Raw genomic sequence first — 22,424 nt, 5'->3', positions numbered from 1 at the left:
TAGATCTATTCGACAACATTATTAACTGCTAAAAAAAACAAAACCCACACTTTAATAACACTTCCGGGAATGGAAGTGTAAAAAAGCATGGGTTCTCCGTTTCTCCACCATAGTTAACTTGTCATGTCACAATTCTAGTATTATATGTAAACGTTGTCAATAGCTAGTAAAATTTTTAGCCAATTTTCGATGGCTCAAAATAATGCCCGCCCTCTCAATCTAAAAGAGCGGACACCTAAATTCATATCTACAGTTTCACTTCAGCTGGCTTAACTGGCGTTTCAACTTCACTTTCACCAACAGGTTTTTTAGACCAATAAGTCGCAAGAATCGGTCCTGAAATGTTGTGCCAGGCAGCTGCCAGTACGCTTGGAAGCGCCGCCAGGGGACCAAAGTGTGCAGTCGCAAGTGCAACACCAAGCCCTGAGTTCTGCATGCCAACTTCAATGGCAATCGCTCTCCGGTTTACTTCACCCTGTCCAAGCGCTTTTCCTGCCAAGTAGCCAATCATGAGTCCAAAACCATTGTGCAGCATGACAGCTGTAAAAATCAGAAGTCCTGATGCAGCAATAGTTGCCGAATTACCTGAGACGACTGCAGCCACGATGGTAATAATAGCTGCCACTGAAATTAACGGTAAAACTGTTAAGCTTTTTTCCACTGCCACGGGGAAGAATTTCTTAATTGCCAATCCCAAAACAATTGGTACAATAATGACCTGGACAATAGACATAAACATGGCCACTGCATCAACCGGCATCCACTGGCCCGCAAGCAGGAGGAGAAGCAGCGGTGTCATGATTGGCGCGAGTAAAGTTGATACGGAAGTCATGGCTATGGACAAGGGAACATTGCCCTTAGCCAGATACACCATAACGTTAGAGGCAGTTCCCCCTGGTACACATCCGAGCAATACCAGGCCTGCTGCCAATTCTGCCGGCAAGTTCAAAAGTTTTGCAATGACGAAAGCGACCAGCGGCATGATGATGAATTGGGCACATACTCCAATTACCACCGGCAGAGGTTTCGTAAAAATAATTTTAAAATCGACTGCCTTTAATGTGAGTCCCATTCCAAACATGACAACACCGAGAAGGATGGTGATATAGCCTCCCAGCCCTAAAAACGGGTCTGGAAACATAAAAGCAATAACCGATGTTAAGATAACCCACACGGCAAAATATTTACCGGCAATAGTACTGATTGCTTCTAAAACCTTCATATCATCACGCTCCTTCTTTTGTCTTCAAGATTTTATTTGGATTAAAGAGGTTATCCGGATCCAGGGCGCGTTTAATTTTTTCCATAACCATCAGCGCCTGACCATGTTCTTTTTGCTGATATTTCTGCTTGCCAACCCCTACACCATGCTCACCCGTGCAGGTGCCGCCCCGCTCAAGAGCATAGAGGACGATTTGTTCATTGAACTTTTCTGCCTTTTCCACCTCATCAGGGTTACCCATATCAATCATCAGGAGTGTATGGTAGTTTCCATCCCCCACATGCCCGACGATTCCTCCAGGAAGCCCAAGTGCTTCGACCGCTTCCCTGGCATGGCTGATAGCGCCAGAAAGTTCTGAAATCGGCAGGCATACATCAGTTACCATCATTTTCTTCCCGGGATGGCCATGGATATATGCATAAGCAAGGTTATGCCGGGCCTCCCACAAGCGGTTTCTTGCTGCATTATCGGTTTCAATTTCAATATCGAGACAGTGATGGTCTTCGACAATTTCTCTGGTGAATGCAACATCCTGCATCAAACCAGCTTCATTGCCGTGAAACTCCAAAAAGAGTGTCGGACGTTCGTTATAATTGGTTTCACTGAACAGGTTCACCTGCTTCATGGATGGCTCATCGACAAGCTCCACCCTCGCAATCGGAACCCCTGCCTGTAAAATGGAAACTACGGCTTCAACCGCATCATTCAGTGAAGGAAAAGAAGCTCTCGCTGCCATCACATGCTCTGGAATTCCATATACTCGTAATGTCAATTCTGTAAAGCATCCAAGCGTCCCCTCAGATCCAACGAAAAACCCATTCAGATGGTATCCTGAGGAGGATTTAGCTGCTAAATTGCCTGTATGTATGATCGATCCATCAGCCAAAACTACTTCCAGATCACGCACCTGATCACGCATGACCCCATATTTAACCGATGTAGTTCCACTCGCATTGGTTGCTGCCATTCCGCCAAGTGTGGCATCCGCTCCCGGATCCACAGAGAAAAACAGCCCATATTTTTTCAATTCTTTGTTAAGCTGTGTGCGGGTGACGCCAGGCTGTACACGGACAAGAAAATCTTTTTCACGCACTTCGAGGATTTTATTCATCAATGAAAAGTCAATCGTAATTCCATGTTCGTACGGTATCACATGCCCCTCAAGACTGGATCCCAGCCCAAAAGGAACGATGGGAACTTTATATTCTCTTGCCAGCTTTACCACTTCACTGACCTGCTGGGCTGTTTCCGGAAAAACCACAAGATCGGGAAGACTCTCTTTATGGTATGATTCATCCCTGCCATGCAATTCTCTTACTGTCTGATTTTCTGTTACCTGCTGATCAGAAAGCACCTCTTTCAAAGCATGCATGAGGCTCATACTAGCTGTTTCCATCCTATACTCCTTCTTTCTTCTGCTGAAAATTTGGTCAAACCAATGCTATAATTGGTCCAACAAGTTAAGTCAATTATACTAACTTATCAGAAAAATTCAATTATTTATTTAATTATTTTTAAGGCATTGATTAATAGATTTCATGTCTGTTACATTTAGGAAAGTAAAAGGGACCTATTTTGAAATGAGGGTACGGGAATGGCGGAGAAAAAAAAGACCTATCTGGTTTTAGCAGATAAATTGATAGAATGCTATTTGGGGGGCAATGTTAAACCGGGTGAACGGCTGCCTTCAGAAAGAGAATTGGCATGTAAATTTAATGTCAGCCGGACAACCATCAGGGAGGCCCTTAGAACTCTGGAACTAAATGGGCTCATCGATATCCGCCAAGGGGGCGGAAGCTATATTAAAGTCTCCGGCATCCAATCCAGCAAAGAAGACATCATCACAGCTGTCAAAGCAGAAAATCCTTTAGTTTATGAAATGCTTGAGCTCAGGCGTGCCTTGGAGGTCGAATCCTCCTTCCTTGCTGCCAAAAGAGCCACTTCTGCAGACTTGGAGAAGCTGCGAATAGCTTTAAATCATATGGCCCTGTCCAAACAAGACCCGGAATTAGGGTTAAAGGCCGATCTTGATTTTCACATCGGAATTGCGGAAGCCACCCATAATTCCATTTTCATTAAATTGATCCATACTCTCAAGGGACATATGGAAGATACTATTCGAGCTACACAGAACCATCGCTTTAAGGATCCGGCCCGTTACGAGGATACAATGGCAGAACATAAAGAAATTTATCTTGCTATTGCCTCTGGAGATGGTGATAGAGCAAAAGAATTAATGGAATGGCATATTACGAAAATCAGGAATGAACTGGTAGAGTCGATGATTTAATGAAAAAGAAGCAGGCACCATTCAGGTACCTGCTTCATCTATTTCAATCAGCTCAGTTTTTAGCTCTATTTCATCATCTAAATATTTTGTCGTGCTATAACCGTATATCTCCAATGATTTAGGAGTTACATTTTTCCCATGTATCTTTGTGCTTTGCACAGTAAAGAAGTGGCGGGGCTGCTCCATTTCATTGTATAGTTTCGTCGTAATCTTTTTCATATCAGATTCTTTTCCGTTTTTATCCATAACAACTCCTTCATGGTCCATCTCCATTGAGGATTCTTTACCTTCATCAGTGATTATATTGAAATTAAGTGATTCATACACCCGATTCTTAACTTCATGATTGCTGAAAACAACCGTAGCAGGCTGCCCGCTTTCCACCTTATCAATAGAAATAATGCTGCCTGCATATTCAAAGGTTTTAGGATATTCCTTGGCCGCATCAAGTGCAATCCTTTTATGGTCTTCTACTGACAAATAAACACTCTCGAAGCGCACTTTAACCCTATCGGTTCCTTTTTCAAAAAGAGGTTCAAAATGTGCTTGGAACTTGCTCCAACGTAAATCATTCTGTGCATGCACATAGGAGTTTCCATACATGTCAGCTTCCGCTATGCCGTTATTAATTTCCAAATTTTTAAAATTAATCATGTCGATCCGCTTCTTCTCCGTCACCTCATTTTTGAGACCATATTCCAGTATAGTCGCTGTTGGAGCAAGAATTAGTCTATCAATCAAAACTTCTGCTCCCTCTATATCAACTACTTCATTCAATGTATATTTGATAGAGGGATTTTTTGTGAACGGAATTTCAAAGTTCCATTCCCCTTTTTCCGGCTCCATATCGAAAAAGGCATCAGGGGAATGACGTTTTAGTTTCATCACTTTGTTGATTTTAAGTTTTATAGTACCTGTCTCTTCTTCAAGTGGCCTTAGACTCAGTTTCCCATGATAAATAGTCTTTTCCTGTTGATTAAGATTTGACTCCATATCTGGCGGATAGTACCTTGGATAGGTATTTGCCACCATTATTTTCATTTCATCCTCGATAATAACCCCATCGTCTATATTTATCATATATTGGCCGTTATCTTTGGTATCTTCTATCTCATAAAAAATTAGAGTTTGAATTTCATCAGCAATCACACTCTTAATCCGTATAATTACTCCATCGCTTTCCGCTTCGAGTCCAAGCCTTTCACCCAGACCCTCCTGAAGAAAAACGCGCAGCTCCACATTTTCTTCCGTCAATGAGTAATAGATCTTTGAAAAAGCTCCGGTGAAAAAGCCTGTACACAAGAAAATCGCGACAACACCAGCTGAAATGAGTCCCATTCTTTTACGTTTTTTCTTCTTCTGATTCAGGAGGTTTTCCCTATATAAAATCCGTTCCTTTACGTTTTCCATAAAACCTGCCGACACGCTAAATGAATCAATGGTTTCTGAGAACTTCAGGATCGTTTCCTGCAAAGATGCTAAATCATCCTGGCAGTCCTGGCAATGATAAATATGCTTTTCAAAATCAATTTTCTGCGGCCGTTCCAGTTTTCTTTCCAGGTAATCCACGTAATGCTTTTGGTACTCATGACAGCCCTGATAGGCCACTCCATTCCCCAATCCTTTTCTGAGTAATTGTAATCCGGAAAATATAAGCTCCTTTATCTGTTGGGGCGGCACGTGGAGAAGCTGCGCTGTTTCTTCCATAGAAATTCCTTTAATATAGGTTAAGACCAGCACTGCTCTTTCCGGTTCTTTTAACTGTTGGAGGACATGAAAAATAGTTTCCTCTGAAGCGGTTAAACTATTATCAATAGAAAGCTCCCGGCAGACTTGCATAAAAATGGATAAAACCGATATCTCAAAAGAAGTATTGCTTGTAAATTTCCGCAGCTCCTTTTGCACCTGTAAAATGGACCTATAAAAAAGTTCCTCTATTTTGGCCTGTTTTCCAAGATAGGACCAGCCAAGTGCATAAAAGGATCGCTGATGCTTTTCAAACCAGTTAACGATGGATTCTATGTCTTTTACTCTTTTCGTTACTGGTAAAACGGGGTTGTTTTTTGCTGGGATGATCAAGGTCATTCTCCCCTCTAACCTGAGCCTAATTATTTTTTTATACCTGGTTTTATTATACCAATTAGAGGGATAAAATTCACCAAAATTTGGATGTAATGATATTCCCTTAGACATATCTAAAACACCTTTACAGGTCTGCAAAGGTGTTTTCCAATGAAAAGCTATCTATATCCCTCAGCATTGGCCGGCTTTCCCGCCTCCTGGACCTCAGCCAGGTACCTGAAAGCCTCCGGCTGAGAACCATCCAAATCATAAAAATGATACATTTTCGCCAGCTCACCGCTTGAGAAGGATCTGCCGGTCAACCGTTTTTTATCAGGATCTTTTGCAATGGCACTAATTGCCCGCCCTATAAACCTTGGTGTTTCAGATATCACAAAATGAGGCTCCTTTTGGGTGGCATCCTTCCAATTCTCTTCTCTGACCCCAAACACCTCAAGCATAATTTCTGAACGCATCCATCCGGGTGAAACAGCAACCGACGTGCAATCATAAGGCGAAAGTTCATGGGCCAATGCTTTGGCCATACGGATAACTGAGCTTTTGGCCAAGTCATAAAACATAGACACCCGGTAGCGATCGTGATTATACTCTTCTGTTCCGTCTGTTACTTCAACCACTAATCCCCCTTTGTTTTTGATCAGAAGCGGAAGGGCATAATGACTTGTGTTAATATGCGTATCAATCGCCAAACGAAGCATTCTCATCCCTTTTTCCAGTGAATGCTCCCACACAGGAATGTCCCATTCAATCAAATTTTCGCTTCCCCATATATCATTAACGAGGATATCCAGCCTGCCATGTTCTCTCTCAATTTTTTCAATTAAAGACTGTATCTGATCTGCCATAAGATGATCCACCTGGACAGCTATTCCAGTTCCGCCCAGCTCATTGACCAATTCAGCAGTTTCCTCTATTGTCTCTTTGCGTCCATATTCCGACATCTTATTGCGCGTAGTACGGCCTGTAATATAAACGGTTGCACCTGCAGCACCAAGCTCCATGGCAATGCCGCGGCCAGCTCCCCGTGTTCCGCCGGCTACCAGCGCCACCTTCCCATTTAATGATCTCATTTTGATCTGCCCCCTTTTGTGTTATATCTATACTATAATCATTAATGTTGACATCCATTGTCATATTTAAAACTATTTTACCAGGAGTGAATAGATTGCGCGCAGACAGACTCATTGCCATCGTTTTAATGCTTCAAAATAACGAACGAATGACCACGAGGGAATTGGCAAAAGAATTGGAGGTAACAGAGCGGACCATTCACCGGGATATGGAAGCCTTAAGCGGTGCTGGCATCCCAGTCCTGGCTGAACGGGGAAAATTCGGAGGCTGGAAACTTCTTGAGAATTACAGAACAAATCTTACCGGGTTAAAAGCCGCTGAAATCAAAACACTTCTTCTCTCCCCTTCCATCGAGCACCTTGCTGACCTTGGCATCAGCAATGATTGGAAAGAAGCACGCCAGAAACTCCTGGCGGCCATTCCAGCTCCACTGAAAGAGGATGTGAAGGATATTTCCAACCGGATTCATTTCGATACCGGCACATGGAGGCAGACACCACGGGAAATGAAATCTTTTGGAGTACTTCAGCAGGCGGTATGGGAGGAGAAAAAGCTTCAGATTCAATACGAAAAAGCAGACAAACAGACAAGCAAAAGAATAGTTGAGCCGCTGGGACTGGTCGCCAAAGGGAACACCTGGTATCTTGCAGCTGTTTCTGATGCCAAGATAAAGACGTACCGTGTTTCAAGAATTGTTGATGCCGTAGTGATTAATCAGTTTTTCACCAGGCCGGATCACTTTGATCTCGGTGCCTATTGGCAGGAATCGAAGCAGACATTCATTAGCAGCCTGCCTAAATTTGAGGTTGAAGTGGAGATTGCACCAGCCATTATGGAGCGGATTAATTTTACTGGTCGATTTGTTCAAGTCCTTCATACGGATTCTCCTGCGGAAAATGGGTGGATTCCTGCTAGCCTCTGCTTTCCTTCTGAGCAGGAAGCATGCGGGTATATACTTGGGTTCGGGGATCAAATGAGGATTATAAAACCTGTTTCGCTTATGAAGAGTGTGAAGGAAATGGCTGAAAGTGTTGTTCAATTATATGGGAAATGCTGAATAGCGGAGGATGCAGAAAACAAGCTTTTCTATATCAAACTCAATTCGTAAATACAGCGTTCCAATCATTATTGTCTATTCTCTTGAATAAAATATAGAGACCTATTAACCTGGTTCCTTCAAAAGTGATAGCAGAATTACAAATGCTTAATTTGTTCAAACACAAGATAAGGTATAGAATAATCAGACATTAAAAAAGGGGAATAGTAGATGAAACAAAACATAATAGACATTGTACAATCCCAAGTGATTGCTTCAATAAAGGAAGAAGGAGACCTGGAAAAGGCCATTCATTCAAAAGCCAACATGGTTTTCATCCTTACTGGAAATTTGATTACTATGAACGGTTACCTGAAAAAACTAAAGCAAGCCGGCAAAACTGCATTCATCCACATTGATTTTATCGATGGACTGTCCAACACGAAGAGCGCTATTAAATACATAGCAGAAATCTGGAAGCCAGCCGGCATTATTACAACAAAGAGCAACCTGGTTAAATATGCTAAAGAAGAAGGCCTAATGACAATCCAGCGCCTTTTTCTTATCGATCGCAATGCACTGGTCAAAGGAATCGATATCGCGCATAACTGTAAGCCGGATGCAATTGAAGTCCTGCCTGGCCTCATGCCATCTGTCATTGATAAACTGACGACAATGACTGCACTGCCAATCATCGCTGGTGGCCTGATCAGTAATAAGGAGGACATTTTGAATGGATTAGGAGCCGGTGCACTCGCCATTTCCTCCGGCAATCCAAAGCTATGGAATTTGGATCTCTAACTCTTTTTACTTTCTGCCTTTCTTATTTCTTATACCTTGGAAAAGGTAAACTAATAATCTCGCTCTCTTCCAATACGTTGCATTTCTTTGTAATGGTTTTATAGTCCAAATGCTTCTCTACCGATTATCGATCAGATAATTCAGAATAAACTTAAAAATCATACTAAATGCACATTGCCGCCCCCAATCCCCCATTGTATGATTAATTAAATATTAAAAATAGCGGGTAGAGATGAGGAGAACCCTGTGCAACTGTGTGTACGGCATCGTACACTCTGTTGTCATGGGTTCTTTTCATTTTTCATAAAAAACCTTTTAAAAAGGAGGATTTATGTTGAAAATTCAATTCAAATGGGTATCTGTTCTTATGCTTGTAATAGGAATTGGAATGGCACTAATGCCAGCACAGGAAGCCAAGGCAGAAGAGGCAGGCGCACCCGGTCTGCTGATCACGGAATTGATTCCTAATACAGATAACTACGGGGGTAATGATGCATTTGAATACTTTGAGCTTTATAACAATAGCCCGAATAAAATAGACCTGAAAGATTACCGGTTCGCCTCCCACAATTGGAATGAAAAAATACAGGAATCATATATTTTAATGCCTTGGGAAACTGTGGTGGTCTGGACAAAAACCGCAGCAATCAGCCCGATCTCACTGGAAGCTTTCAACTATAACTATTTCTATTCCTATAAAAGCAAGTATTTAAAAGAGGAAGATACCATCACCCTAAGTAATATCAGCGGCCTGGTCAATGGCGGCAGCACACTAACTGTATATGATCCTAATGGCAGTGAAGTTGTCAAAGTCGTTTATTCAAAGGACGATGTGTTAGTAAAGAAAACGGTCACGTATACTTATCCTGAGAACAATACAAGGACAATGAAAAAGTTAGGGATCAACCAAAACCCTACTCCGGGATGGCTGGCAGAAGGTCAGGCTCCAGCCCGTCCAGTATCAGATCAGGAAGCTCCGAATCCACCTGCCAATCTGTCGGCGACTGCTGGCAACGGAAATGCTGCATTGAGCTGGGGCACTTCAAATGAATCAGACCTATTTCGTTATCACATTTACAAAGATGGACAGCTCGAATATTCTGTTGATGCATCAAGTACAGATTTTCAGCTTTATCTGTTAATTGGCAGCCAAACCTACACATTACAAGTTAGCGCAGAGGATACATCTGGGAATATATCGGAAAAATCGGAGCCAGTACAAGTCACCCCTGAACACCAAATCATTACGCAGCTTGAACGCTGGAAACATCTAAAGGACCCAGCCTATCAAGGTCTATGGGATATTAGTTCTGACGGACCAGTGATTGCTGGACTAGCGGAAGGTCTCGTCCCTCAAGGGTTATCCTATTATAAGAAAAAAGATTGGCTGCTGACCATAAGCTATGTCGATGATGGCATTCGGCCGGGTACCATTACCGTAACAGATCGCACGTCAGGCAAGCTGGTGAAATCAGTTGTCCTTTATAATACTGACGGCACCCCTTATACCGGTCACGCAGGAGGCGTTACGGTTAGTCGCGATCATGGCTGGGTCGCATCAGAGAATTACTTGTTCAGCTTCAAATTAAGTGACCTGGCAAAAGCCGAAAATAATGGAGAAATCCAGTTCACAAGACAAATACCATTACCGGTCGAAGCAGCTTACACAGTTTATGATGAAGGTATTCTCTGGGTCGGTGAATTTTATGAGGCAAGCGCCTATCCGACTGATCCATCCCACCATATTGAAAACAGAGATGGTGAGATGCATTATGCCTGGATGATCGGCTTCGATTTGGAGCGAAGCAACGACATGCTTTCAGAAGAACATTGGAATGGTTCACTTGACCATGCTTTGCCCGATTACGTCCTTTCAACGACTGGAAAAGTCCAAGGTGCCATTATACAAAAAGCTGCAAGGAATGGAATTATACTAAGTACATCCTACGGAAGAGCAAATGATAGTGTGCTTTATCGGTATGAGTACCCGTTAAAAGAAGACCCTCATTCCTATGTCGCTGTTGAAGGAAAAGAAGTGCCCCTTTGGTTCCTTGATGGACACACTGCAAAACCGCGCCAGAGTATCGAAGCCATTCCAATGCCAGAAGGAATAGTAGAAGTACAAAAAGAACTCTACGTCGTATTTGAATCTGGAGCAGATAAATACCGATATACGACCACCTACCCGATGGACCGGATGCTCAGAATTGATATGAAGAAATTGATGAAAGAAGATAAAGGGATTGAATAACAAAAAAATGAGCAGTATGTTAGTAACTTTGTGGTCATAGAAAAACTAATAAAGTGAAGAAATACAAATAAAATATAAAGCAAAAAGCTTGAGGATTAAATTCACCCTCAAGCTTTAATTGTTGTATACTGCTGCATAGCATTTTATTTTAAATAATTTCATTCCATATTGAACTTGAAAAAGGCAACCTGGCTTTTATTACTTATAAACTAACCGGCGCATTAGATGTTCAAGTGGTCCTTTCCTATTGTATTTTGCTAAAATAGATGCAATTATGACAGCAGCTATCCATAGGAAAATAGCAGCCGCTGTAACTCCGCTGCTGGTTAATGTTCCGCCTAAATCCAAGGCTGCGGGCGACAATAGGATGACTAACATGGCTTCATTCAAGACATAAAATGTAAGCGAACGCTGTCCTAATGCAACTATTGAATTTGTGATCCAATCAGACTTTTTAATATGGTTCCCAATTACTCCAAATAATGCGGCATATCCGATTCCAGCAGCCATACCAGTTATAATGTGAATACCCCAAATGATTCCGGCTGCAAAATAGCCAGGTTTCCATACTTCACCAATCATCACTAAAGGAACAGCGCCAATTATTGATATTGTAATTCCTATTACAGCAATTATTTTTAATCTCTTATGGTGCGCATGAGGATCTGTTAAAAGACGTTTCCTCCCACTCCAAATCCCTAAGAGTACTGAAGGGATAATGGGGAAAAGAAAATGAATGAAGATAGGAACAATAGGGAACGAAACAATTGCCTCAGTTAGTAACTGAATATAATGGTCATCCCTCGAAAAATCACTTCCAAACCCATACCTGCCCATTTCATTCAAAAATGAACCCCATACAAATGGTAAATAAAACAGTATAACGATACAAATGATGGCCGCAGCTTTAATTAAAACCCTGTTATCACGCGGCAGCAGCCAGCTTACCAGCAGACCGGCTACACCATAAGCCATCAATATGTCTTGTCCCCCAATAAATACAGCTAAAATAATTCCGAATACGATTAAATAATAACATCTCCGTCTAATGATTTTAATCGCGGCTTTTATCGTACTGCCTCGTGAAAGCTGTTTTTCAAAGCTCAAAACTAACCCATATCCAAATAAAACAGCAAACAGCGGCCGTGCACGGTTATCTATAAACAATTCTCCGAAAGTATTTATCAATGAGTCTATAAAAGTAATGCTCTTAGGGCGACTCATAATCCCCGGATCGGAAGCGTATAAGTATAATGGCGCATGAGCAAGTACAATCAACAAAAGCATGAATCCTCTAGCTAAATCTAATGAAATTGCCCGTTTATTATATGTGTGATTATTTTGTTGTGCGTTTATAAAACTCTCCTCCTTGATCTTGTATGGAACCTAAATACAATATTATCTATTCTGAACATCCATATCGTTTTATCACAATTTTTTATTACTAATAATATAACACCTAGATTCAATTATTTTTCAATAGGATAAAAATAAAAGTTAAATAGTGTTGGCCATCTAAAATCTAACTGTGATCATCAAATTCGTTCTAAGTTCTCACTAAGCTGTTTACTAATTTCCCCTTAATGAACCTGCCTATAAAATCAACAACGCAAATATATGATTCAAATTAATATCAAAATTACCAAGCTGAACGCCCTATTATCAGTAATAAAAAAAAAAGACCAATTTTAAGCAAATTGGTCTGCTAAGATGTTGGCTATTTGTATATTCCCCCACCGATACGATGCTGCTGAATGTTATACTTCTGCTTGTTTGTTTGTCATTTTACTGATAGCAATCCACAAACTGAAGATAATACATAATCTGGCTTCCACGGAGAAGCCTCCAAGTCCTCCGCGGCAGTAATCCCGCTAAGAACAAGTGCTGTTTTCATTCCAGCTTCGTTCCCCATCCGGATATCCGTTTCAAGACGATCACCGACCATAATACAATCATCCGGCTTAAGATGCAGTATTTTCAATGCTGCTTCAATTGTAAGGATGGATGGCTTTCCAATCTGTACATCAATCGACTTACCACAAACCGCTTCCACAGCACCAATCATTCCGGCACAATCCGGAACTTCGCCGGCCTCCATGGGACAGGTTCTGTCAGGATTGGTGGCTATCATCTTTGCTCCTAGCTTTACCGCTTGAAAGGCAAAATTTAAATGATCATAGTGAAAATTCCGATCCCATGACAGGATAACAACGTCAACCTCTGCCGGTGCCAGCGCTTCCTCGAAGCCGGCAAGAGCCAGTTCATCTTTGATTGGCTGCTCTCCAATCACATACAGCGCGGCATCAGGATGGTGTTCCCGCAAATAGTCAATCAGAGTAAGCGTCGGATTCAAAATGTTCTCAAGGCTTGCATTGATCTTGAAGCCGCGAAGCTTTTCCACATAACGCTGACGCGATTCAATCGTCTTATTTGTAAGGAACAGCACCTTCTTTCCCTCATTCAGAAGGGAGTTGATAACCGTCTCTGCTCCTTCAATCAATTGCTTCCCAAGATATACGGTGCCATCCAAGTCAAAAATATATCCTTTCAAGTTTCTCATTGGTCTCCTCCATCCAATAAAGTGAAACTTCGATCAGGGTTGATTCTTGCACAAACTGCGATAAAAAATTCCCTGAGCATGACCATTTCTCCAATTACATAATTGGATGCCGCCATACCCAAGGAATCTCCTCATCTCTATCCTTGTTTCTATTCACTTATAGTGATTTCGTCATCAGGTCTTCTCCAATGACAATCTTCGGGATGCCAAGCCTTGTTACCTCTTCTTCATATGGTTCGTTATCAGATAAGTGAACTAACACAATTTCTTTGATATTATCCAGAGCATATTTTTCTGCAACTTCACGGAGGCTGCTGTGGTTGCCGGTTAGAGTACGAGCGGATGTCGCTTCATGAATTAACATATCTATATGGCCATATTGTCCGATTCGTGCATTGATTTCTGTATCACATGAATACACGACTACTCGGCCTGCGCATTGCACCTCAAGTCCCACAGCCGGAACAGAATGAAGCGCTTTAAAACAGGTGAATGACATCTCACCGCCTGATAACAGCTGCTCTTCCTGATCACCATTAAATATTTCCACCTTGATGGAAAACGAAATTGGCCACTTGTCAGCCTCCATTGCTGCCAGCCATTCGCGAAGCTTTTTCTCATTACGGTAATCGCAGAAAATCCTCAAAGGCTTTTTCCTTCCTTCCAGCCACATCCCCCATAGCAAGGAAGGCAGCCCATATATATGGTCGATATGAAAATGGGTGAGCACCACTGCATCGAGCTCCCCTAAATCCACATCCAACTGCTTCAGTTTCCTGCAAGGGTTCCCACTGACATCAACCAGAACATGATAACCTTTATTCGAAAAACAAATTGAGGTATGATCCCGTTCAGTACCGGGATAGGCACTTCCCGTTCCCAGAAAATGAATATCCATCCAACCACCGCCCTATTTGATACCTGAATGCATAAAACTTGAAACAAACTGTTTTTGGAAAATGAAGAAAGCAATGACTAAAGGCATGATGACCATTACTGTACCTGCAGCAACCATTCCCCATTGCGCTCCCGTTTCATACGATTGCGCAAATAAGGCAAGTCCAACGGTCAACGGTCGAGACTCCACAGAATCTGTGATAATCAGCGGCCACATGAAGTTGCTCCAATGGTGACTGACGGAGACGAGTGCAAAGGCAATATATGTCGGTTTCGCAGATGGAATGTATACATGCCACAGCGTTTGGTACCATTTACAGCCGTCTATTCTCGATGCTTCATCCAGATCATACGGAACCTGCTTGAATGTCTGGCGGAGCAAAAATACTCCGAAAGCGGAAGCCCAATACGGCATCATGACAGCCAGCTTCGTATTGACGAGTCCAAGCTGGCTAATAACCTGGTAATTTGGGAACAACAGAATTTCAGGCTGAATCATCAGCTGAAGCAAGAACAGGATAAACAGTACATTTTTCCCTTTGAAGTTCACCCGGGCAAAAGCAAAAGCTGCTAGTGTAATCGTGAACAGCTGGACAATCAGCACGCCAAAAACGATAACGAATGTATTAATGTAATATTGGACAAATGGTGCCGTCTCCCACGCTTTCACATAGTTTTCAACCGTTGGGTTTGAAACCCAGAACGGAAATCCTCCATTAATCACTTGATTACCCGGAGAGAAGGAAGTGATGATAACCCAAAGCAGCGGGATAAACGAAATAATCCCAAGAACAATAATGATGCCATAATTCAATTTTTTCAATTGAATTCTCCCCCCCTCTCAGTAATGGATTTTCCGGTCAAGATATAAATAGTTGAATGCCGTGATCCCCAGCATAATGACAATCAAAACCACAGTCAGAACGGCCGCTTTTCCAAGATCCCAATTTGTAAATGCCGCTTCATAGATATGATAGAGCAGCAGATTGCTGGCATTATCAGGTCCCCCCTTAGTCATAATGTACAAGTGGTCAACGTTTTTGAATGAGTTTGTAATTGCCACGATCATTACGAACAGCGTTGTCGGCATCAGGAGCGGAAACGTAATATGGCGGAACATCTGGAATGGCTTTGCCCCTTCAATCTCAGCCGCTTCATAAACATCTCTCGGTAAATTTTGCAAACCAGCTAAATAAAAAATCATATAAAAACCGGCGTCTTTCCAAATGATCATGACAATCATTGCGATCATGACCGTACTCGGATTTCCGAGCCAGTTCGTGTCCCCTGCACCGAACAAGTGGAGGAAGTTATCGAGCAGCCCATACTGGGGGGTATAAACGAAAAGCCATATATTCGCTACCGCAATGAGCGGAATGATCGTCGGGTAGAAAAATGATGTCCTCAACAGGGAGCTTCCAGCCATTTTTTTATTCAGCCAAATGGCAAGATACATCGCCAGAAACAAGCTCGTTGGCACAGTACCCAGCATGAAGAGAATGTTATTCAGAATAACCTTTCTGAATATCTCATCACCAAATACTTCCTTATACTGATCCAATCCGGAAAACTGCAGCCGGGTCATTGGACCACTGTAAAAGCTTAATTGAATTGACTTAAGGGTTGGATAAAACGTAAACATTGTTAAAAAGATGAATGAAGGAAACAGTAATCCGTAGGCGAACAGATTGCGCCTCGTTCCGGTACCGAATTTTCTTCTCTTCATTGTCATCAGAACTAACCCACCTTTCTTGTGAATAAAGAGAGCCCAAGTCCGCACACTTTCACTTGAGCACCCCTCTATTCAGTCCAACGCTGCAGCTCAATTACTGAAAAGGCTTCAGTACATCTTCAGCTTTCTCCTGTGCTTTTTTCAATCCTTCTTCAACCGGGCTTTGGCCAGTCAATATCGATTGAATATGATCATTAAAGATTTTCTGCACCTCACCATTTTGGTAAGTCGCCAATTCACTGTCGGCATATTCCAATTGTTCGCGGGCAACCAGGGCTGCCGGGAATTCCTTTATATATTTTTTAAGCAAGTCTGTTTCATAAGCAGATTCTCTGGTAGCTACATAACCCGTATCAATAGACCACTGGGCGACACGCTCAGGTTCAGTAAGAAACTTCATGAACTTAATGGCCGCTTCCTTATTTGCTTTTGGAAGATCCTTGAACAAGTAGATGTTCCCTCCACCGGTAGGTGAACCATATTGATTATTCGCAGGCAGGAATGATACACCGAAATCAAAGTCCGCATTGTTTTTGACATTGGTCAGATTACCTGTTGTATGGTACATCATCGCGGTTTTTCCGCTCAGGAAGTCAGAAGGAACTGTCGCCCATTCAATAACACCCTCCGGCATGACCCTATGCTCCTTTCCAAGAGAAAGCCAGAAGTCCATCGCTTCTTTTGCGTATGGTGCGTCGAAATATACTTCTTTTCCATCCTCAGACATGATGTTGTCTTCCGTCTGAAGTGCTAATGCCTGGAACATCCAGTACTGGTACCCAGTGCTCGGGATTTCCAGACCCCACTGGTCCTTGCCGTCATTTTTGGTAAGCTTCTTCCCGTATTCCACCAGCTGATCCCAATTTTCAGGTGGAGCTTCCGGATCCAGCCCAGCCTCTTTGAAGGCGTCCTTGTTGTAGTATAGGACGATCGTGCTGCGCTGAAAAGGCAGGCTGTATACCTTATCGCTTATAGATGAATTCGCCATAAACCCATCGTAGAAATCATTTAAGTAATCATCCTCAAACAAAGGGGTCAGTTCCTCAATCAGGTCGTTCTCAAGTAAAGTGAATAAATCGATTGAGAATAAAACAGCAAGTTCAGGCGGATTTCCTCCCTGCGCTGACGCCATTACCTGTGTCATCGTTTCAGCATAACTGCCTCCATACTTCGCATTAACCTTAATGTTGGGATTCTCTTTCTCAAAGTCTTCTACAATACCATCAACAATGTTCGCTACATCCCCGCCAACCGCAACCGGGAACCAGAAATCAATCTCAGTCTTTTCTTCCACTCCAGCGTCACTGCTGCATCCGGCAAGGACAACCAGTAAAACTAAAACGAATGATAAAAACTTACCCTTCATGCCACTTCCCCCTTATTTTTTCATAAAAAAACCCATGAACAATAACCTGCATCACAAAGAAGTGTCATGCAATTTATTGATCACAGGGAATCTCCGCGTCTCTACCCTTTGACAATAACCTGTCTAATATATATGTCTTATCACATAGGATAATAACTAATTTTTTTGTATTATATTTTGGAAGTTTTACCAAGTATTCTATCTTGCAATTAATAACATGAAAAAGGTGCCTGGCCCCATAAGCATTCTCACAAAACACAGACGGGGGTCAGACACCAAATTCTCTGACGGGTTCACTTATTTCAGGTTAGCTATAAATTCACTTGCTGCCTTGCCTCAACTAACCTCTATACTTTATCGTTAGACCTTTTAAGAAGTTTCTCGCAAAATTGCCTAAGCAAACTTTATAGTTTTTATGTCCTTCTTTTCTTAAAAAAGCTCCGAGTTCTCCTTTTGACACGTTTAATCCAGCTTTTTTGAATATATCTAACATGTCCTCTGTTGTTAGGGACAAGGCGATTTTGACTTTCTTTAACAGGATATTGTTTATGTTATTATAATTTTCAATGGATGGGTCCGGCGAATTAGCTTGACCGGGTTTAGGCTCCTGTTTCCCTCTTTTATAGATGATAAAGCCATTCAAAAATGAATTTAACATCCTATTTGTCAATGTTAATTGGCTGTCACTTTCTTCTTCATCATCAGACTTCTTGAGGATCCTTACTACCTCTGGTACGGACACATCCTCTCCCCCCAGCTTAAAGATCTCTGCCATTTCACTATTTTTGATTTCTAAGGCATATCTCAATCGAATTAAAATATCATTATTATCCATCAACTTACTTCCTCCTATTTATACACTGCTCTAAATACAACAGTACCCTGTTAACAATCTTAAGTCTATCATAGCCGAAGCCTAATAACTGAGTAGAATACGGAAACAATTAATTTAATATGCTTTAGCACCTAATGAGAGTATACAGATGACACAAAAAACCGTACAGCATCTCACTGTGCAGCACTAATATGTATATTTGGCGTGACCGCCACGGAATCCAACCCAGCTGACTTTGCTCGCAATTCACAAGCGGTTTGATGTTAGGGAAAGTATATTTTCTTCCTATATAGGATCGGTTAAAGTTTTATAAGCACCAAGTAGAAGTTAAGTCTGTTGTTTTAAATAGGTGCCCATTCAGTGTAATAGGGTTGTCGCTCGAACTATTATTCCCTATTTACATGAAATTTTCAGGTGTTAAACGAACTATTATTTAAAAATGCTTCTTGCAATAACCAGTAAATTCTTCACCAGCAGACGTCCAATACTATTCCCCACGTTTGCGAATAAATCATTACCAAAAAAGTAAGATATTCCCTCCGGTCAGGATTGCAGCATATTTAAGATATTCATATAAGAACGTGCCGGAAAGAACCCAAAAAAAATAAAAGCAGCCACTAGGACTACTTTTATTTTTTTATTAATATAAACTTCTGGCTTGATTATTTAACACCACTTTTTTTGCTCAATAAAAGGAAATCAATTTTATTGTGAACTTTCAATAGGCTGCTTGTTTGCTGTCCAATTTCTTGGGCTACTCGTTCACAATATAGCATTTATTAATTTTGTTGTTGCCCTTGGTGTCAACATAAACCTTATATGGTCCCACCTTATAAACGTCTGCCGCGTTATTTTTGATTAGTATCTCTTCAGTAAAAGCCTCCGTCGAATCATCGGAGTAAACTTCCGTTACGGTAACTGTCAGTCTGTTTTGATTACCTTTGAGTCTCTCTACCGTTGCCGACGGCGTTGCGCTTACGCCAGTGACTACCGGGAGAATTACCGCGCCAATTATCTCGGAACCATCATACAATACGACGGCATAATTCGCGACGGCATCAACATCGCTGCCTTTAACACTGATCATTGCTTTGCCGTTTGCAAATGTCGCGGCAGCCAATGAAACGCCGTCCTTTTTCAACACCGCTTTGGAACCGTCTGGGACATCCGCCGTGACGGGGATATTGGTGTCCCGCTCACTCACGATACGCTCCAACGGGGAGAGGCTAACTTCTGTGCCAAGACTCGTTATATCTTCGTATGAATAGTCGGACACGTACTCATATAGCTTAACACGATGGGCTGCATCGTCCTCCATTGAATCGACTCTTTGGGTGATGAAACCGGATTCATTTCCGTGCAGCGCATAAGTGTGACCGCTGGAACCAGTATGTGAAAATATCGTTGTCTCCCCTGTAACGGGATCTATACCCGTGTTAAACCATACCGCTCGATCTAATGCACTATCTGCAATAGTTGAGTCTGTGCGTAAAGCAGCCGTATCGTCGCTGCTCGAATCCCGATACATAATAGAGGGAGCGACAAGGCCGCCATGAACCAGACTTAACATTGTGTATCCGGTGTATCCGTTCTCCTTTGTGTATGGTCCCGGATCGGGGCTGGTTTGCTCATTAAAAATTAATCTCGTATTGTCCTGGATCACCTCAGGCGCTGTAATAATGTCGTCATCTATGGTGACAGGTGTACCCGCAAGTCCTCGTTTGTTGGACGGCTCGACGGATGCAACGTTCCTATTGGTTAGCGCCAAACCTGAGCTGGCGGAGACAACGATATAAGTCTTACCGGATGCAATAGTTTTAGCCAATCTCCAGAAATTTTCCGGAACATTGAAGTCTGTAACAAGTGCGGGATTAATCGGAGCCCAGTTCTGATCCCACATAGATTTCTTTAACTTCAATGTTTTCAATTGATCATCGTCTATACTTTTTTCTGTATTTATAGTGAGCTTACCACCTGTATGTTTTGGAAATGGCTGGAATTCCTTACTGTTGAGCATTGCCAGTTTACCGTCGTCTAGATTATAAAACTCCTGAAACAGTTTAAATTCGGTTTCACCGTCGCTGAAGCGTATATTGACGGATGAGCGGTAGCCCGTATCCTTATAGTTTTGGTCTTTTTCCCATTCGGCGGTCATATGCCCGAAGTTTACCGTATACGTAGTCGATCTATTCGGGGATTCCTTCCTGGCGATTTTCACCGTCGCCACTGCTGGTTTCCCTGCGCTCACCGCGCCGCTTGCCGGGTTGAGTGTAACGCTTACGTCAACATCATCGTCGGGATATTCGTGTCCGACGTTCGCAGCTGAGAAGTCGATGTTTGATACGTCCTTTGGCACGTTAACATCAAATTCGGTCTTGCCCGCGACATTGAAATTATCGCCGCCGAAGTTAAACGATGTGAGCTTAGGCGATAATTCATCGAGCCCGAGATAGGCCTCCGGATTTATTATGGCCCAATATGCTTCTTTTGGTGCACGATTGGAGTCGAATGGCAGCGGGTAACCCGTCCTGCGCCAGCTGTTATTATCAGCCACGCCCCAGAATGTAACGCGTTCTATATTATCGGAGTACTTCTTATATAGCATGAACAGCTTGGCGTACAATTCCGCCTGCTTCTTCAATTGCGCCTCGGTAGGGGGGACTTGGGCTGAAGTGCCATTGAATTGTACATCGAGTTCGGTTATGCTGATCTCACACCCGGTTTCACTATATATCTTTAAAACTTCCTCTAAATTATCGACATTGAGTCGAAGGTTGTAGTGCCCCTGTATCCCGATGCCCTCGATCAGTTTCCTGCCTTTTGCCTCAGGGTGTTCATTCGCGTATCTTTCGTTGAGCTCGTTGACCATAGAGGCAATTGCAATTGCTTTGTTGGCAAGTTCCTCGTCGTTAAAGTCATTGTAATACAGAACTGCGTCCGGGGCAGCCTCACGCGCAAACAAGAAGGCATCATAGATATAATCCCACCCGTTTCCGCCGTTAGCATAAGCTTCAAACCATCTGGACGGCCGTTCCGTTGGATTAATTCCGGAGCGAAGTGCGTTCCGCCAGTCGGTCGGATTTTCCGGATTATCCCTCATTGCTTCATTTACCACGTCCCAGGCATCGAGCTTATAAGGACCCTTACTATAGTGCCCGGCGATTGTAGAAATATATCTTTGCAAGCTTGCCCTTGCCTCGGTATAATTCTGACCACTCGGCGGCCAGCCAGCTGACTGATTATGCCACGCCAGCGCATGTCCAATCGTATAGAATCCGTCGGCTTTAACTTTAGTTAACATGTTGTCGGCTGATGTGAACGACGGTTCGCTGGTTGGGCTGGACCATATGGAGTCCGGCTTCGTAGCGTTTTCGGGCGTCAGCACGTTATAGTGGAACTTCATAAAATCATACTTCGCTGCATCGGTTAAATCGGAAGGGCTAACAGTATTTCCGATTAGAAAATGGTCCTTATAGACTTCTTTTAGCGACACAACCTCAGTGTCAGAAGCCTTCCCATTGACACCCTCTGCTGCTGAAGCATTGATGACCGGCAATGAGATACCGGGAAAAGAACTCAAGGTAAAAACCAGCGCTAATAAATATGTCAGTAGGTTTCTAGCTTTTTTCAAAAAAATCATTCCTCTCATAACTTTGATCTACTCTTTTTGATAATTTGGTTTTTTAATGGTACTTCACTAATAGATACAATCATTTATTTTGATAGTTCCATTTCATACGAATACTATGGTTAATTACACATACCAAATACACCATGCGGCCATCTAAATTAGAGTACTCAAGCAAACTCTCACATATCAGTACATGTGTTCCCCCCTTCTGGTTTACGCTGTGACAAAATAATAAGTGAATTTTGATCTAAAACCTTTATTTCTCTGACTTTCGCCAGTTGTTTCTAACATCTACCTGCAAAAGCTGTAAATCTTTGAAGCTGCCTATATGGTGGTTTCAAAATGTGACAGGTGTTTTACTCTTTTGTGTTCTCAAGCACTGAATTGTGTTTTTGAGCTATGAGAGTATTTTCCCCTGTCGTGTCCAACCTTGCAGCAAGTCCTACATGACATCCTTCTTTCTATTAAATAAGCCACCATATTGCCTCTCTCGAGTTCAGCACACTGGATCTTTACAAAAGAGAGAGAATTCAATTGCTGTTTCCACCACTATTTTCTAACAGCTATCAATTAGTTGAAGTAAAAGTTTTATATTATAAAACTACGTTCTCTTTTTTTACGGTAAATACTCGGGATTTTTTCTTTCAAGA

General features: G+C 42.3%; 16 protein-coding genes. 4 read left to right on the top strand and 12 right to left on the bottom strand.

Annotated elements, in window-relative coordinates; all coding sequences use genetic code 11:
* Positions 1-247: 247 nt before the first annotated feature.
* Both AC6CHU_RS07765 and AC6CHU_RS07760 read right to left on the bottom strand, forming a co-directional pair.
* The gene (locus AC6CHU_RS07765; RefSeq protein ID WP_159867094.1) at positions 248-1,222 is read right to left on the bottom strand and encodes a bile acid:sodium symporter family protein; all 975 of its coding nucleotides are present in this window, start codon (positions 1,220-1,222) and stop codon (positions 248-250) included.
* A gap of 4 nt (positions 1,223-1,226) precedes the next feature.
* A complete protein-coding gene (locus AC6CHU_RS07760; RefSeq protein WP_251282859.1) occupies positions 1,227-2,618 on the bottom strand; it encodes an FAD-binding oxidoreductase in 1,392 nt (463 codons plus the stop codon).
* 198 nt (positions 2,619-2,816) lie between these two features.
* On the opposite strand from AC6CHU_RS07760, the gene AC6CHU_RS07755 reads away from it, so the two are divergent.
* Positions 2,817-3,512, top strand: coding sequence for a FadR/GntR family transcriptional regulator (locus tag AC6CHU_RS07755; RefSeq protein ID WP_159867088.1), 696 nt, complete (start codon positions 2,817-2,819; stop codon positions 3,510-3,512).
* Positions 3,513-3,533: 21 nt separating this feature from the next.
* Here the strand turns inward: AC6CHU_RS07755 and AC6CHU_RS07750 are convergent, their stop codons facing one another.
* Together AC6CHU_RS07750 and AC6CHU_RS07745 are read right to left on the bottom strand one after the other, a co-directional pair.
* Entirely contained in the window at positions 3,534-5,591 is a 2,058-nt protein-coding gene (locus AC6CHU_RS07750; protein ID WP_498121063.1) for a DUF4179 domain-containing protein, read from the bottom strand.
* A gap of 161 nt (positions 5,592-5,752) precedes the next feature.
* On the bottom strand, positions 5,753-6,664 hold the full coding sequence (locus tag AC6CHU_RS07745; protein ID WP_498121061.1) for an SDR family oxidoreductase: 912 nt from the start codon (positions 6,662-6,664) through the stop codon (positions 5,753-5,755).
* Between the two features lie 95 nt (positions 6,665-6,759).
* Between AC6CHU_RS07745 and AC6CHU_RS07740 the strand changes: the two genes are divergently transcribed.
* From AC6CHU_RS07740 to AC6CHU_RS07730, 3 genes are all read left to right on the top strand, one after another.
* Complete coding sequence (locus AC6CHU_RS07740) at positions 6,760-7,722, top strand: helix-turn-helix transcriptional regulator (RefSeq protein WP_159867079.1); 963 nt, start codon at positions 6,760-6,762, stop codon at positions 7,720-7,722.
* A gap of 210 nt (positions 7,723-7,932) precedes the next feature.
* Entirely contained in the window at positions 7,933-8,502 is a 570-nt protein-coding gene (locus AC6CHU_RS07735; RefSeq protein ID WP_159867076.1) for a glycerol-3-phosphate responsive antiterminator, read from the top strand.
* 334 nt (positions 8,503-8,836) lie between these two features.
* Positions 8,837-10,753, top strand: coding sequence for a lamin tail domain-containing protein (locus AC6CHU_RS07730; RefSeq protein ID WP_498121058.1), 1,917 nt, complete (start codon positions 8,837-8,839; stop codon positions 10,751-10,753).
* Positions 10,754-10,951: 198 nt separating this feature from the next.
* Here the strand turns inward: AC6CHU_RS07730 and AC6CHU_RS07725 are convergent, their stop codons facing one another.
* The 8 genes from AC6CHU_RS07725 to AC6CHU_RS07690 all read right to left on the bottom strand — a co-directional run bounded on the left by AC6CHU_RS07725 (position 10,952) and on the right by AC6CHU_RS07690 (position 21,774).
* On the bottom strand, positions 10,952-12,109 hold the full coding sequence (locus AC6CHU_RS07725) for a DUF418 domain-containing protein (RefSeq protein ID WP_396398065.1): 1,158 nt from the start codon (positions 12,107-12,109) through the stop codon (positions 10,952-10,954).
* Positions 12,110-12,533: 424 nt separating this feature from the next.
* Entirely contained in the window at positions 12,534-13,313 is a 780-nt protein-coding gene (locus AC6CHU_RS07720; RefSeq protein ID WP_251282856.1) for an HAD-IIA family hydrolase, read from the bottom strand.
* A 157-nt stretch (positions 13,314-13,470) separates the two neighbouring features.
* Complete coding sequence (locus AC6CHU_RS07715) at positions 13,471-14,211, bottom strand: MBL fold metallo-hydrolase (RefSeq protein WP_251282855.1); 741 nt, start codon at positions 14,209-14,211, stop codon at positions 13,471-13,473.
* 12 nt (positions 14,212-14,223) lie between these two features.
* A complete protein-coding gene (locus AC6CHU_RS07710; RefSeq protein ID WP_226619032.1) occupies positions 14,224-15,033 on the bottom strand; it encodes a carbohydrate ABC transporter permease in 810 nt (269 codons plus the stop codon).
* An 18-nt stretch (positions 15,034-15,051) separates the two neighbouring features.
* Positions 15,052-15,936 carry a carbohydrate ABC transporter permease gene (locus AC6CHU_RS07705; RefSeq protein WP_159867234.1) on the bottom strand — a complete coding sequence of 295 codons (885 nt, stop codon included), beginning with the start codon at positions 15,934-15,936 and terminating at the stop codon, positions 15,052-15,054.
* A 100-nt stretch (positions 15,937-16,036) separates the two neighbouring features.
* Positions 16,037-17,308 carry an ABC transporter substrate-binding protein gene (locus AC6CHU_RS07700; RefSeq protein ID WP_159867061.1) on the bottom strand — a complete coding sequence of 424 codons (1,272 nt, stop codon included), beginning with the start codon at positions 17,306-17,308 and terminating at the stop codon, positions 16,037-16,039.
* A 340-nt stretch (positions 17,309-17,648) separates the two neighbouring features.
* A complete protein-coding gene (locus tag AC6CHU_RS07695; protein WP_498121144.1) occupies positions 17,649-18,143 on the bottom strand; it encodes a YehS family protein in 495 nt (164 codons plus the stop codon).
* Positions 18,144-18,897: 754 nt separating this feature from the next.
* On the bottom strand, positions 18,898-21,774 hold the full coding sequence (locus AC6CHU_RS07690; RefSeq protein ID WP_251282852.1) for an endo-1,4-beta-xylanase: 2,877 nt from the start codon (positions 21,772-21,774) through the stop codon (positions 18,898-18,900).
* Positions 21,775-22,424 lie beyond the last annotated feature (650 nt).

This window comes from Cytobacillus sp. GQ23, assembly GCF_059758675.1.
This window is presented reverse-complemented; position numbering and strand designations above follow the sequence as displayed.

Excerpts from the sequence above, each read along its gene's own strand:
- AC6CHU_RS07745 (WP_498121061.1), bottom strand. The coding sequence starts at position 6,664 with ATGAGATCATTAAATGGGAAGGTGGCGCTGGTAGCCGGCGGAACACGG.
- AC6CHU_RS07760 (WP_251282859.1), bottom strand. The coding sequence starts at position 2,618 with ATGGAAACAGCTAGTATGAGCCTCATGCATGCTTTGAAAGAGGTGCTT.
- AC6CHU_RS07705 (WP_159867234.1), bottom strand. The coding sequence starts at position 15,936 with ATGAAGAGAAGAAAATTCGGTACCGGAACGAGGCGCAATCTGTTCGCC.
- AC6CHU_RS07735 (WP_159867076.1), top strand. The coding sequence starts at position 7,933 with ATGAAACAAAACATAATAGACATTGTACAATCCCAAGTGATTGCTTCA.
- AC6CHU_RS07720 (WP_251282856.1), bottom strand. The coding sequence starts at position 13,313 with ATGAGAAACTTGAAAGGATATATTTTTGACTTGGATGGCACCGTATAT.
- AC6CHU_RS07700 (WP_159867061.1), bottom strand. The coding sequence starts at position 17,308 with ATGAAGGGTAAGTTTTTATCATTCGTTTTAGTTTTACTGGTTGTCCTT.
- AC6CHU_RS07765 (WP_159867094.1), bottom strand. The coding sequence starts at position 1,222 with ATGAAGGTTTTAGAAGCAATCAGTACTATTGCCGGTAAATATTTTGCC.
- AC6CHU_RS07755 (WP_159867088.1), top strand. The coding sequence starts at position 2,817 with ATGGCGGAGAAAAAAAAGACCTATCTGGTTTTAGCAGATAAATTGATA.
- AC6CHU_RS07715 (WP_251282855.1), bottom strand. The coding sequence starts at position 14,211 with ATGGATATTCATTTTCTGGGAACGGGAAGTGCCTATCCCGGTACTGAA.
- AC6CHU_RS07695 (WP_498121144.1), bottom strand. The coding sequence starts at position 18,143 with ATGGATAATAATGATATTTTAATTCGATTGAGATATGCCTTAGAAATC.